General features: G+C 47.6%; 9 protein-coding genes. 7 read left to right on the top strand and 2 right to left on the bottom strand.

Annotation, left to right across the window (positions count from 1 at the left end; all coding sequences use genetic code 11):
• Window positions 1-5: 5 nt before the first annotated feature.
• Window positions 6-1,499 carry a serine/threonine protein kinase gene (locus tag ACLWNV_RS14850; RefSeq protein WP_413585223.1) on the top strand — a complete coding sequence of 498 codons (1,494 nt, stop codon included), beginning with the start codon at window positions 6-8 and terminating at the stop codon, window positions 1,497-1,499.
• Between the two features lie 95 nt (window positions 1,500-1,594).
• Here ACLWNV_RS14850 and ACLWNV_RS14855 read toward each other — a convergent pair whose 3' ends face one another.
• Together ACLWNV_RS14855 and ACLWNV_RS14860 are read right to left on the bottom strand one after the other, a co-directional pair.
• The gene (locus tag ACLWNV_RS14855; protein ID WP_413585224.1) at window positions 1,595-2,527 is read right to left on the bottom strand and encodes a diguanylate cyclase; all 933 of its coding nucleotides are present in this window, start codon (window positions 2,525-2,527) and stop codon (window positions 1,595-1,597) included.
• A 92-nt stretch (window positions 2,528-2,619) separates the two neighbouring features.
• On the bottom strand, window positions 2,620-3,933 hold the full coding sequence (locus ACLWNV_RS14860) for a carbohydrate porin (protein WP_413585225.1): 1,314 nt from the start codon (window positions 3,931-3,933) through the stop codon (window positions 2,620-2,622).
• A 93-nt stretch (window positions 3,934-4,026) separates the two neighbouring features.
• Here ACLWNV_RS14860 and ACLWNV_RS14865 point away from each other — a divergent pair, with 93 nt between their 5' ends.
• From ACLWNV_RS14865 to ACLWNV_RS14890, 6 genes are read left to right on the top strand one after another with little or no spacing between them, the layout of a single operon-like run.
• On the top strand, window positions 4,027-6,726 hold the full coding sequence (locus ACLWNV_RS14865) for an alpha-1,6-glucosidase domain-containing protein (protein WP_413585226.1): 2,700 nt from the start codon (window positions 4,027-4,029) through the stop codon (window positions 6,724-6,726).
• 20 nt (window positions 6,727-6,746) lie between these two features.
• Entirely contained in the window at window positions 6,747-8,924 is a 2,178-nt protein-coding gene (locus ACLWNV_RS14870) for an extracellular solute-binding protein (protein WP_413585227.1), read from the top strand.
• Window positions 8,924-9,742, top strand: a complete 819-nt coding sequence (locus ACLWNV_RS14875) for a sugar ABC transporter permease (RefSeq protein ID WP_413585228.1) — start codon at window positions 8,924-8,926, stop codon at window positions 9,740-9,742. The genes ACLWNV_RS14870 and ACLWNV_RS14875 overlap by 1 nt, the downstream gene beginning before the upstream one ends.
• Window positions 9,743-9,748: 6 nt before the next feature.
• Window positions 9,749-10,792, top strand: coding sequence for an ABC transporter ATP-binding protein (locus ACLWNV_RS14880; RefSeq protein WP_413585229.1), 1,044 nt, complete (start codon window positions 9,749-9,751; stop codon window positions 10,790-10,792).
• A gap of 8 nt (window positions 10,793-10,800) precedes the next feature.
• Complete coding sequence (locus ACLWNV_RS14885) at window positions 10,801-12,246, top strand: alpha-amylase (RefSeq protein ID WP_413585230.1); 1,446 nt, start codon at window positions 10,801-10,803, stop codon at window positions 12,244-12,246.
• A gap of 7 nt (window positions 12,247-12,253) precedes the next feature.
• Window positions 12,254-13,222, top strand: coding sequence for an ROK family protein (locus ACLWNV_RS14890; RefSeq protein ID WP_413585231.1), 969 nt, complete (start codon window positions 12,254-12,256; stop codon window positions 13,220-13,222).
• Window positions 13,223-13,290 lie beyond the last annotated feature (68 nt).

Here is a 13,290-nt window from a genome sequence, read left to right on the forward strand (position 1 = left end):
TCTGGATGAACACACCCAAAAGAATCGGCCCATATCAAATTATCAAGCGTATCGCCGAAGGCGGTATGGCCGAAGTTCATTTGGGAAAATCAGAGTCGCGATTTGGCGTCAGTAAACTGGTGGCCATCAAAACAACTTTGCCCGAATCCACTAACGCGGAAATGTTTAAAGAGATGTTCTTTAAAGAAATTCGCGTGAGTGCGAACTTGAATCATCAGAACATCGTTAAGATCTATGACTTCGGCGAATCAGACAGCCGCGCTTTTATGGTGATGGAATATATTAACGGCGTCACCTTGCGGGATTTGCTTTCCTATCACCGCGATAAGGAAGAGCCACTTGAAACTCAATTCGTTCTTTATATAGTTCACCAGGTGGCTTTGGCATTGGCCTATGCTTATCAGTCCGTGGATCCGCAGACGGGCTCGCCTCTGCGCCTGATCCATCGTGATATCAGCCCTCACAACATTTTGATTTCCTTTGAGGGCGAAGTGAAGATCATCGACTTTGGCATCGCCAAAGGTCACTCCGAAGAAGCAATGACTCAAGTCGGTCAGATGAAAGGCAAAGTCGCCTACATGAGCCCTGAACAGGTCAATGGCGAAACCCTTGATAATCGCACCGATATTTTTTCCTTAGGAATAGTATTTTGGGAGATGCTCGCAAACGCGCGCTTCTTTGGCGGCTCCACCGTCGGCGAAGTTAAAAAATCCATTCGCATGTACGACGTGATGAACCTTCCCACCGCTGTGATTAAAGATCGTAGTGCAGAGTTGTTAGGTGTCTTACCAACGATGCTTCATCACGATCCGCGCGCCCGCGCAGAAGATGCCGGCGAAGTCGCGCGCCAGATCGGCACTTTGCTATCAACAAAGCATCCTGACTTTTCCGCCCTGGCATTGGCTGAGTATTTAAAAACCGTGTTCGCCGTCACGTACAACGACACCCTGGAAAAAATCCGCCAGTTCGTAATCGAAGACGACAAAACCATGACCATCAGCACGACCACGACAGCCGAAGAAGTGATGTCAATGTTGACTCATAAGACCATCACTGATCCAAATTTAAGCATCACAAAACTAAGCGTCCCACCACCACCGCAGCACAAGCTGCCAGGAATAAACGCCGGTGGAGGCTCTAAAAAAAGTTTCCAAAAACCATTCGGCGGATTCTCGAATAAAACCGCGTCTGAGCCGACATTCAAAAATGTTGTGACAGTAGCAGTCTCAGTAGCATTCCTGTGGACTGCACTACTTATGATTGGAAAAGAAACTCCAGAGACAGCGGCACCCAAAATAGTAGCCCAAGTCCCCCTACTGACCCCAATCCAACCCCGCAGACCAGCACCACAACCAGTGCTGCCAGCCCCCCCAAGCCCATTCAAAAAGCCACCAACATACAGAGTAGGCCAAAAGAAAACCGTAAAGAAAACCCGCTTACCTTCTTCCACCAAACAAGCTGCAAAAAAAGCACAACAACAGCGTCCTTACCGCAAATAATCTAAAAAAAGTAAATGTGCCGCATGTGCAATCTCCACACCCGCTACGGGTGCGGCAGCGCAATAAAAAAACCCGGTTCATCACCGGGTTTGAGTTTAAGGAGCAACAGTAACTTTGTTTCTGCCGCCTTGTTTTGATTGGTACAAGGCTTTATCGGCCCGATCATACAGCTGAGTCCATTCGGTCTCTGCCGCATACTTGGTAGCAACACCCACCGAAATCGTGACCGGAATCTTTTTGCCTTCGAAGACAAATTCGCTGGTCTCGATAGTGTGGCGAATACGCTCGCCAACTTCCGCAGCCACTTTCGCATTGGAGCCTGAAAGAAGCAGAACGAACTCTTCACCACCGTAGCGAGAGAAGAAGTCGTTCGCACGGATCAGTTTCATGATCACAATACGGCACAGTTCCTTAAGAACATAGTCACCGCCTGGATGGCCGTAACCGTCGTTGATTTTTTTGAAATGGTCGATATCGAATGTCACCAGACTTAGTGGCTCGTTCAAAACTTCCGAGCGCTTCATCGCCTCAGGACCTTTTTCAATCAAAGCACCTTTGGAGTGAGCACCCGTCAACGCATCTTTTTGAGCGCGCTCGTAAAGTGCAGAAGTACTCATCGCTTCCAAGCTGCCTTTTTCCAGGAACTTGAAAATAACGTTACCCGTTTTGATTTGATCATTATTTTTCAGCAGGCACGAAGCCAACGCCGGAATAGTCTGACCATTCACCACAGTTTTATTCGTGGAGCCCAAATCGATAATGGAAACTTCACTTCCATTCACTGCGAATTTTGCATGCGAACGACTTAAACTTTTATCATCGATGTAAACCTGACTCTCGACAGAGCGGCCGATAGTGATATCACTCGCAGTAATTGGATATTGTTTTCCAACGTATCCCGGAGGCCCGATCAAAACCAAAATTGCCGGTGGCACATCGTCGGCCTCTCGCAATTTTCCTTTGAAGGTGTCACTCGCAACTATACTGGTTTTTTCTAAATTATCAGAAGAATCGTCATTGTTAACCATAACGACAATTATAAGGAAGGGACCAACGCGTGACAATGAACCAAAAAAACCCCGACTTTCGGTCGGGGTTTTCGTTTCAAACTAAAACGGAATTAGAACCAAACTTCGTATTGGTAGCCGACATTGAAACCGGCATTTTTGTCCGCGAAAGTCGGAGCGCTGCTACCAATAAAGTCATCGCCTTTATTCGCATCATTCCAAAATGAATAGGAGGCATAAGCTCTCATAACCGGGCGGCCCCAGATGCTTTTTGCAAAGGAAAGCTGTGGAGCAATAGCAACTCGACTTAGTTCACGAGCGCCCACTCCCTCGGACTCGTCTTCATAGCGATTGTATCCAGCCTCAAAGGCTAGTTGAAAACGGTCCGTGAAGTAATAAATAGGTCGAACACCAATGGCCTGCCACTGTACTTTATTATCTTCTGCTCTACCGTTACTTCCATAATTTAGTGCAAAACCAAACATTGCAGCCCATCTGTCGCTTACATCCATAGACCAGTCTTCTACGAACCGAAGATTCCAAGCTTGGTTTTGCGCAAGCTGAGCAGGCTCACCCGAGTTGACTGCACTGTTACCATAAACGTTAAAACCATTCATCGCCCCTTGACCAAATTCAAGAGCCGCTTTGTTGTAACCAGTGAATGCAGGACCTTCCAACTTTGTTGCCAGAACATAGCCGTTGGTAGATTCAAAAGTCGCAGTGTCTGTAGTGCTGGATTTCGCCCAAGCATAAACTCCCCAGAAACTGATTTTTTGTTCGGCAAATACCGGGATAGATGTGTAACGGAAATCCCAGATGTTCAAAACCGGACGACCTACAGAAGTGGTGTTGAAATCTTCATTCGCTTGGATCAAGTTTGCGATTGCAAGTTTACCTGGGCCCACGGGAATTGCTTCCACACCGGCACCCACACCGGCCATCTCGCCATAGTAGTACCAATCGAAGATGAACAAATCGACATCACGGTAGAATCTTTTTCCGACCCAATACTCGACCGGGCTGCCATCAAAGCCACCGGCTTTTACGTAGGCTTCGATTTCGGACTTTGGAATCGAAATGGTCGCCTCGGGTTCAGTCCCTGAAGTATCGATGGTCTGTTTGCCTGACTCCCATTGACGCAAACCCTCAGAACTATACGCATAGCGTAGTTGCGTTCTGAAAAATGAGGGATCGGCCTCAGTGGCTTTTTTGTGATGAAAAACGAACCCTAATTCCGTGTAGAAGTCGCATTCATTTCCTAAACGCAGGAAATTACCGGGCAAATTTCTGTTGCGGAAGCACTCCATTTTGCCCCCCTCTTGATTGACCCCAGTCCCACCACGAAGATAGGTCGTAAAGTCCGCCTCCAGAGCATGTGCGTTAAAAGTCGCGAGCAAAATCGTAAGAACCCAAAAGATTTTTTTCATACACCATTCCTTGAAAAACCCGAGGCTTACCCATAAAGTCCCGCCCTGGCCAGAACTTATGCGTGGAATTAGCAAAAAAAATTAGGGGATGCTTTGCTAGATCGAACCTTCAAGACACTCAGTGCTTTCTATATCGTATTGGCAATTTCGTTGCTGGTTGCTGGCAATGCCGTTGCCGTCAATGCAACCGCAACAGCTCCTGCGCGCGCGCAGTGGCTGAATTCTCAAAAGATGTTGGTTAAACTTCCGCAGGGCTTGCGTGTGGCTGACAACATGATGTTCCAACTTGCAAACTCTGAAATCAATTTCAAAGACGTTCCGCGCACTTATCCCCTTCCTGTGCTGCAACGTCAGGACAACTACGCAGTCGTCAGCACGGCGGCCTTAAACCGCCAAATCATCGAAGAACTGATTCACCGTCCGCTTAAAGTTTTTGTGACGAATGATAAGAACCAGCTTTTGGATTCAACGGCGATTCAATATGCGGGTCTTTTGGACGAGCTTTATGCTTATCAGGGTAATGACCTTGGCCTGACAAATCTGGGCTCGCAGTTTCAGTTGAAGCTTTGGGCACCAACGGCGTACAGCGTTCGTGTTGCCCTATTTGCTTCTCCAACATCGCTGCAATCAGATGTTGTACTAGTTCCGACTTATCAAAACGGTGTTTGGACGACATTGGTTCCCCGCCAGTATCAGAATTATTATTATCTGTACGAAGTCAGTGTTTACCATCCGCTTACAGACCGTATGGAAACATCGTTGGTCACTGACCCTTACAGCATAAGTCTTGCTATGAACGGGGCAAAATCTCAACTGGTGGATTTGGAGAGCGCCGAATCAAAACCATATGGATGGGATAACCTGACAAAACCCTATCTGAATTCTTTCAAAGACATAACAATCTATGAATTGCACATCCGCGACTTCAGCGCGAACGATGACAGCATTCCATTTGTTTATCGTGGTACTTACGATGCTTTCGCTCAGACAAATGGTAACGGAACTCAATATCTAAAATCCCTGGCAGAGTCCGGTTTAACTCATTTGCATTTGTTGCCATTCAACGACATCGGTTCGGTGAATGAAAATCGTGCGAGCTGGGAATCAATCAACTCGTCCACTTCAAATCTTCAGGATGCACAGGGTGCATTGGCGCAAATTCGCGCCCGTGATGCCTTTAACTGGGGCTATGACCCGGTTCATTTCTTTGTACCTGACGGCAGTTATGCAATGGATCCGCATGGACTTTCCCGTGTACGTGAAACCCGCACGATGGTTCAGGCGATCAACAACCTGGGTCTGCGAGTGGTGCAGGATGTGGTTTTCAATCACACCTATGAAAACGGTTTAAGTGCTTTTTCAGTTTTCGATAAAATCGTACCGCTTTACTACTATCGTTTGACAGATGAAGGTTACACCTACAACAGCTCCTGCTGTGCAGATACGGCCAGCGAAAACTTCATGATGGAAAAACTGATGATCGACTCCGTCGTTCATTGGGCAAAAGCTTATAAGATCGATGCCTTCCGTTTTGACCTGATGGCGTTCCACTCCCGCTCGACCATGATGAAAGTGAAGGAAGCATTACGCTCTTTGACTTTGCAACGTGATGGCGTGGATGGATCCCGCATCTATATATATGGTGAAGGCTGGCCGTTTGGTTCCTTCTATCAAAAAAATCCCCAAGAGGCGATGAGCCAGCTAAATGCCTACGGAACAGGCGTTGGTTTCTTTAACGATCGCCTGCGCGATGCGGTTCGTGGGGGCACGACAAGCTCCTCTGAAAAATCCGATCAGGGATTCGCGACAGGTTTGTATTTTGATTTCAATAACGAGCCTGCCAACCGCAACACTCCGACGGATCTGAATGCCCAAATGGGTAAACTTCGCCACTTGGGCGACGTGATCAAAGTGGGCCTTGCTGGAAACTTGCGTGATTTCACTTTCCGTGAACACTACGGAAATGTGATCTATGCCGGCAACCTAATGTACCGTAACAGCCCTGTGGCAACTTCCGCAGAACCGATTGAAACAATCAACTACGTTTCTGCTCATGACGGCTATACTTTGTGGGATGCGGTTCAGGCTAAAGCTCCGTTCTATTCTTATGGTCGCACGCCGGGCACGGCTTCAGCTTCTGAACGCCAGCGCATGCATCAACTGGCGATGGCGATTCCGATGCTTAGTCAGGGTATTCCTTTTATGGAAGCCGGTGTCGAGTTACTGCGCTCTAAAAATGGCGACCAGGATTCTTATGACTCCGGTGATTTCTTTAACCGTATCAACTGGCACGGGACAGATAACTATTGGGGCGAAGGCCTTCCACCTGCGTGGAAGAACTATGATGACTGGGCTTTCTGGCAACCACGCCTGCAAAACCAGGATTTAAAAGTTACACCACAGTTGATCACGCAAACTTCAAACTATTATAAAGCACTTCTGCGTCTGCGCCGAAGCAGCCCGCTTTTCAAAATGAACAGCCTGGATGAAATCATGAAAGGCCTGGTCTTTATCGACAATGAAGGCACGATTGATCCAGGCCTCATCGCGATGGTTTTGCATGATCAGCGCGAAGCAATTTTAGTTATGTTTAACAGCTCGAAAAATCCTCGAGTATTCTCTCACAAAGTACTGAGCTACAACTGGGGTTACGACCCTTCGTTTGGACCGAATGTGGATCCTGCGCTTGCGCAAGTGATTCTCAATCGAGCGCAGTCTCAGATCCAGATTCCAGGCGTGACGACAGTTGTCCTTCGCCTGAACAAGGGATCTTCGTTCAAAGGTGTTAATTAATGCGGTATTATTTGTTTCTTTTGATTACATTTTGTTCGATGGCGGCCCAGGCCGACAAGGTCAGAATTCACGTCTGGCATCAGATGATCTACGGGCACCGCGTGGTGCTTGCTGAAGTTCTGAAGGAATTTGAAAAGCAAAACCCTGATATTATCGTTCAATCCACTTACCGTGAAACCGAGGAACTGCGCAGCGGTTACCAATCCGCTGCTATGGGTGGTTCCGGTCCCGAGCTGGTTTATGGTCCTTCCGACCAAATCGGCCCTTTTGCCACGATGGGCATCATTCGTCCGCTGGATACCATTCTGGGCGAGGATTACTTTAAACAATTCGATCCACTAGCTGCTCCAACTTACGATGGCAAACACTTCGCCATCGGGGACTCGGTCGGCAATCATCTGATGTTGATCTACAACAAAAAGATTTTACCTTCTGCCCCAAAAAATTCTGACGAATTGATCGAGATGGGCAAACGCCTGACTATCGACCGCAATAAAGACGGTCGTATCGATCAATGGGGTCTGGTCTTTAACTACACCGAGCCTTTCTTCTTTGCTCCCTTCATCCCGGCTTTCGGTGAAGACTTTATCAAGAATGATGTTCAGCCAAATCTAAGTACCGCAGCACTTGCGAACACCTTCCAGTTCATTTTGGATTTGCGCGATAAACACAAAATCATCCCTAAAGAATGCGACTACGAAACCGCCAACGCCCTTTTCAAGGACGGTAAAGCCGCGATGCTGATTAACGGTGACTGGTCCTGGGGTGACTACAAGGAAGCCAAAGTTGATTTTGGAATCGCTCGTATTCCGATGATCTCTGGCACTGGTAAATGGCCGGCGTCTTTAGTTGGTACCAAAGGTTACTCCCTTAACGTAAACATGAAATCGCCAAAACACGAAGAGGCGGCGATCAAACTTTTGCGCTACTTGACCTCCACAGAAGTGCAACTTCAGTTTGCGGAAAAAGTGGGAACTTTGCCTTCCAACCTTGAAGCGCGTAACGCGGAAGTTGTAAAAAACAATCCGTTGCTGAAAATTTCTGCTGACATCATGGAAGTTGGGCACCCCATGCCGATCGTTCCGGAAGTTCGCGCTATCTGGGACAGCTTGCGCGTGCAATATCAAAAGGTATTGGCAGGAAGCTTAACTCCGGAAGCGGGCGCCAAAGGTGCTCAAGTCCTGGCTGAAAAACAAATCTCTGAAATGAACGAGGTTCTGCAACCGGATGCCGGCGCCATCGTCATTAAGATTATTTTTGGCCTGGTTATCCTGATCGTACTTTGGACAGGCCGCAACTCCCTGCTGGGCTTTATCAAAGGTTTCCAGGGTCCGAATCGTTTTGCTTACTATATGATGCTTCCAGCGTTCATTGGTATCTTTGCGGTGATCGTTTACCCGTTCTTCTATAATATCGCGATTTCTTTTTCGAACTTCTCCCTGCGCACTTTCCAGGATTGGTCACTTGTTGGCTTCACTCACTACATCAATGCGCTTTCTGATCCGAAATTTTATTCTTTGTTCTTAAAGACCATCATCTGGACAGCATCAAATGTATTCTTTCACGTGACGCTCGGGGTATTCCTGGCGGTGGTGATTGATTCCGTGATGCCGTTTAAAGGTTTCTGGCGTGCTTTGTTGATCATCCCTTGGGCGGTGCCTCAATACATCACAGCCCTGACCTGGAGAGCGATGTTCAATCAGGAATATGGACCGATCAATATCTTCCTGCAAAACTTCCTACAGCTGTCCCCGGTTCAATGGCTAAGCCAACCGACCACGGCGTTCGTTGCCTGCATCCTCACCAACGTGTGGCTGGGCTTCCCGTTCATGATGATTGTGGCATTGGGTGGATTGCAGTCGATTCCTAATTCTCTTTATGAAGCAGCTCGCCTGGATGGTGCAACTTCATGGCAGCGTTTCCGTCACATCACGTGGCCGTTGCTATTGCCAGTGATGGTGCCAGCGGCATTGCTGGGTTCTATCTGGACATTCAACAATTTGAATGTGATCTGGTTGGTATCCAATGCGGGCGAGCCAGGGGATCAAACTCACATCCTGGTCAGTTACGTGTATAAAGCGGCCTTTAACCTGTATCGCTACGGTTACGCAGCAGCGGTTTCAGTTTTGATCTTCCTGATCTTAGTGATCTGGGGATTGGGTATGCTTAAATCCCAATACCAAAAGGAGACCAAGTAATGGTAAAACGTCTTCTGGCTTGGATCTCCATTTTATTGTTTGCAGTGTTTTCGCTGTATCCGATTGTGTATGTGATTTCCGTTTCTTTGCGCGGCGATAATGCGTTCCAAACGCAAAGCCTGGAAATCATCGGACCAAACTCCACCATGAAAAACTTTGTTTCCCTGTTTACGGAAACGGACTTTTTGGTGTGGTTGAAAAATTCCCTGATCATCAGTGCTGTCACGACTTTTGCGGGCGTGGCCCTAGCGTCTTGCAGTGCTTATGCTCTTTCACGTTACCGCTTCCGCGGTCGTAATATGATGCTGTTTTCATTGCTAACGACACAGATGTTTCCGGCAACCATGTTGATGCTGCCGTTTTTCATTATTCTGTCGCAATTGCATTTGATCGACAGTTTCTGGGGATTGTTTATCATCTACTCCTCGACCGCTTTGCCTTTTTGTATCTGGCAGATGAAAGCGTACTACGACACCATCCCGCGCGAGCTTGAAGAAGCAGCGCTTTTGGACGGTTGTTCGCGTTGGATGATTTTCACTAAAATTATTTTGCCGATTTCATCACCTGCTTTGGTGATCACCGCTTTGTTCAGCTTTATGTCGAGCTGGTCTGAATACGTGATTGCTGCCGTGGTTTTGCAGGATCCACAACTTTATACGCTGCCGTTGGGACTTCGCTCCTTCCAGGCCAGCCTTGCGACTCAATGGGGCTTGTATGCTGCAGGTGCCTTGATCGTTAGTATTCCGGTTTTGATTTTGTTCATCAGTATTTCCCGTTATTTGGTATCCGGTATGACAATGGGAAGCGTGAAGGGTTAAGTGAATATGGCAACTATTGAATTTTCTAACTGCGCAAAAAGTTTTGGCTCTGCAAAAGTTTTGAAAGACATCTCTTTGGAAATCGCCGCTGGTGAATTCCTGGTGCTGGTGGGCCCTTCGGGGTGCGGTAAATCCACATTGCTTCGAACACTGGCGGGCCTGGAAACTTTGGATGCTGGTACTATTAAAGTCGGTGGCAAAGTTATCAATAACGTGGAACCGCAAAATCGTGACCTTGCGATGGTTTTCCAAAGCTACGCTTTGTACCCGCACATGACGGTTGAAGAAAACATGGGTTTTGGTTTGAAACTAAAAAACATGGCCGTAACTGAAATCTCCAAACGCGTGAAAGAAATCGCAGACCTTCTGCAGATCTCTCACCTCCTGGCTCGTCGCCCGAAAGAACTTTCCGGTGGTCAACGTCAGCGCGTGGCTTTGGGTCGTGCATTGGCTCGCCAGACGCCGGTCATTTTGTTTGATGAACCTCTTTCCAACCTGGATGCTCACCTGCGCACGCAAATGCGTGTCGAGATCAAACGTCTGCACGAAAATTCAAAATCCACGATGATCTATGTGACCCATGATCAAATGGAAGCAACCACGATGGGGGATCGTATTGCCGTTCTTAAAGATGGCGTGATCGAACAAGTGGGTACTCCGACAGATATCTATCACCGTCCGAAAAACATGTTCATCGCAAGTTTCATCGGTTCCCCGGAAATGAATTTCATTGAAGGAAACGTGGTGCGCCGCCTTCCTTGGCCCGAAGCGCAAAAAGCGGAGCAGGTTCTGGGAATTCGCCCTGAGAGTTTCAGAATCAATAAAGGCGACTTGGGCGCTCAAGAAATCGCTCTGGGCGATTATACGGTGGAACTGTCAGAAAACTTAGGCGGCCAACAAATGCTGCACGGCCAATTAGAGGGCCAAAGTGTGAGAATTATTACGGATTCCATGGATAAATTTTCCAAAGGACAGAAGGTTCCACTGAAAATTGATCTGACAAAGGCTCACCTGTTTGATAAGAAAACCGGACAAAATCAGAGACTATAGGAGTCCGCGTGTTTTCAAAGTTGCAACGTTCAATCTTACTCCTGACTGTTTTGTTGGGCACAAGTTCGGCGCTTGCAGCTCCAAGAACGGTGTTCGTGCAACTTTTCGAGTGGCCATGGAGAGATGTCGCACGTGAGTGTGAAGTTTATCTGGGTCCATCTGGTTTTTCTGCCGTTCAAGTTTCCCCGCCACACGAACACATAGTTCATAACGGTGCATGGTGGGAGCGTTATCAAGTTATCAGCTATAAATTGGAATCCCGTGGCGGTACCGAAGCAGAATTCGCTGACATGGTCAGACGCTGCAACGCTGCTGGAGTCGATGTCTATGCCGATGCGGTTATCAACCACATGGCGGGCTTCCCCCAAGGCGTAGGTTTCGCCGGCACCAAGTTCACTCACAAAGATTATCCGGGGCTTTATAACGCCAATGATTTCCACGCGTGTGGACGTAACGGCAACGATAACATCGCTAACTACCGTGATCTTTATGAACTTCAGTACTGCCAACTTGTCGGTCTTGCAGACTTGGCAACGGGCGCTCCTAAAGTTCAGCAATCGATCGCTGATTATCTGAACCATATGCTGGATCTGGGAGTTTCTGGCTTCCGTATCGATGCTGCGAAACACATTCCCGCGAAAGACATCGCACAAATCGTTCGTAAGATGAAACGCAGTGCTTATGTGTTTCAGGAAATCATCCACGAAAATGGCGGTCCAATTAACTATGCCGATTATTTTGCTGGTGGAGATGTCACAGCCTACGAATATCCGTTCATCCTTGGTGGCAGCATCAAGTTTGGCGGCCTGGGTAATTTGCTGAACCTGTCCCGTGGACTTCCAGAAAGCGAGCACTCTTTGGTGTTCGTGACGAATCATGACCTTGAAAGAACCGGTGACGGAAACATCCTGCGCTACACGGGGGCGGATCACAACGTCTACCGCCTGGCTCAGATCTATATGCTGGCGTACCCTTACGGTTATCCTCAGGTTTATTCAGGGTATGACTTCACCTCTTACGATCAAGGCCCTCCTTTGGGACCAGATCTGCGCACATTGAATGTTCTATCGAAAAATAACACCTGTGTGGCACCTTGGACATGCGAGCACCGCCTGCCTGAAGTGGCTGCGATGGTGAACTTCCGCAATCAGACTGATAAAGCGTTTTACGTGAATAACTGGAATACAGACTACGTGAACTTCGTGTCTTTCAGCCGTGGAAATTTGGGTTTTGTGGCTTTGAATTTCTCCAGCGGCTGGATCACTCGCGAATTGCCAACGGGATTGCCTGCGGGCAGCTACTGTGACCTGACTGGCCCGTCTTACAGCCGTCAATTACGCAAATGCACAGACATGAAATACAACGTCAAATCTGACGGAACAATCACTGTGAACTTGCCTCCGTACTCATCTCTGGTACTTTTGAACCGTGAGCAAAACAAAAACAAAAAATAAAACTGCTATGACTAAAAAATCTTATACCATTGGTTTCGACTTGGGCGGAACCAAGCTGGCTGCGGCTTTGCTGGATAACCACGGCGAGATGCTGGACTTCGTAAAAGTTCCAGTCGATATGAAGCGCGAAGGTTCTGCACTAAAAACTCAACAGCGTGTGATTCATCTGATGTCAGACATCGCGCTGGATTTCAAAAAAAGATTCCCTAAGGAAACTTCTGCCTCTGTGTTTAAAGGTATCGGTCTTGCGAGTGCGGGACCACTAAACGCAGAGGAAGGTAAGCTTGTTAATCCTGTGAACTATCCAGGATGGAAAGTCGTACCTATCCGTGACATGGTTGAAAAAGAAATCGTGAAGCGCGGATTTAAAACCAAAGTTCACTTCCAGCACGACGCTACGGCAGCCGCATTGGCTGAAGGCTGGGTCGGCGGAGCAAAAGGCATGAACTCCTTTGCTGTTGTCACTGTAGGCACTGGTGTGGGTTCTGGAATTATCTTTAACGGCATGCCTTGCCAAAGTGCGGGCATGGGTTCTGAATGTGGTCACTTTGTGGCGGACATGGTGGGATTGAAAAACAATCCGGATAAAATTCATCACTACACGGTGGAAGGTCTTTCTTCGGGCACGGGACTTTTACGTCGCGCTAAAGAAATGGGCTTCACCGGAAACTCCGTCGAGGAATTGGTCGACACCAAAGATCCTAAGTACAATATCCTGTATGCTGATATGGCGTTTGCCTTGGCAGTTCTGTGCCACAATCTTTCTTTGGCATTCAACCTGGAAAAAATCTTTATCAGCGGTGGTTTGATTAAAATCAAAGATCTGTATTTCAAGGAATTGAAAGCGAATTACTCTAAGATCATCCGTCAAATCAACACGGACTTAGAATGTAAGATCGAGATCGCAAAGACCAAAAATCACGCCGGTGTTTTGGGTGCGGGTTATCTTCCGCATCTATACGGTAAAAAGAAATAGTCTTTTGATTCAATTAAGAATGAAAAAGGGAGCCTTAGCTCCCTTTTTTTATTCCGCGCCCAACAGGT

Source organism: Bdellovibrio sp. HCB274 (assembly GCF_047306075.1).
Taxonomy (GTDB): Bacteria; Bdellovibrionota; Bdellovibrionia; order Bdellovibrionales; family Bdellovibrionaceae; genus Bdellovibrio.